The sequence below is a fragment of the Variovorax sp. dw_954 genome, assembly GCF_018449755.1.
In the GTDB taxonomy this organism is placed as follows: domain Bacteria; phylum Pseudomonadota; class Gammaproteobacteria; order Burkholderiales; family Burkholderiaceae_C; genus Variovorax.
The window spans coordinates 1-688 of sequence record NZ_JAAVVD010000100.1; the positions used below are offsets into that span (position 1 = coordinate 1).

Genomic DNA, 688 nt, shown 5'->3' on the forward strand with positions numbered 1-688 from the left:
GGCGCCGATGTGCACGGCCTCGTCGGCCAGCTCGACATGGCGGGCTTCCTTGTCGGCGTCGGAATAGACGGCCACCGTGAGGATGCCCATCTTCTTCGCGGTCTTGATGACGCGGCAGGCGATCTCGCCTCTATTGGCGATCAGGATCTTCTTGAACATGTTGTGCTTCCTGTTCTTTCAGAGGGGAATGTTCCCGTGCTTGCGCCACGGGTTCTCGAGCTTCTTCTCGCGCAGCATCACCAGCGAGCGGCAGATGCGCTTGCGCGTTTCGCTCGGCAGGATCACGTCGTCGATGTAGCCGCGCGTGGAAGCCACGTACGGGTTGGCGAAGCGGGCCTTGTATTCGGCCTCGCGCGCAGCCAGCTTTTCCGGGTCGTTCTTGTCCTCGCGGAAGATGATTTCCACCGCGCCCTTGGCGCCCATCACTGCGATCTCGGCGCGTGGCCAGGCGAGGTTCACGTCGCCGCGCAGGTGCTTGGAAGCCATCACGTCGTAAGCACCGCCGTAGGCCTTGCGGGTGATGACTGTGATCTTGGGCACCGTGCATTCGGCGTACGCGTACAGCAGCTTGGCGCCGTGCTTGATGATGCCGCCGTACTCCTGGCTGGTGCCGGGCATGAAGCCGGGCACGTCGACGAAGGTGATGACCGGGATGTTGAAGGCATCGCAGAAGCGCACGAAGCGCGCC

At 63.2% G+C, this 688-nt stretch carries 2 protein-coding genes; both read right to left on the bottom strand.

What is annotated here, in order from left to right; translation table 11 throughout:
- A partial coding sequence (locus HB681_RS37680; protein ID WP_213959988.1) for a biotin carboxylase N-terminal domain-containing protein occupies window positions 1-159 on the bottom strand: 159 nt, incomplete at its 3' end.
- A gap of 18 nt (window positions 160-177) precedes the next feature.
- Window positions 178-688, bottom strand: a 511-nt coding sequence (locus HB681_RS37685) for a carboxyl transferase domain-containing protein (protein WP_275946438.1), incomplete at its 5' end; no start/stop codon positions are given.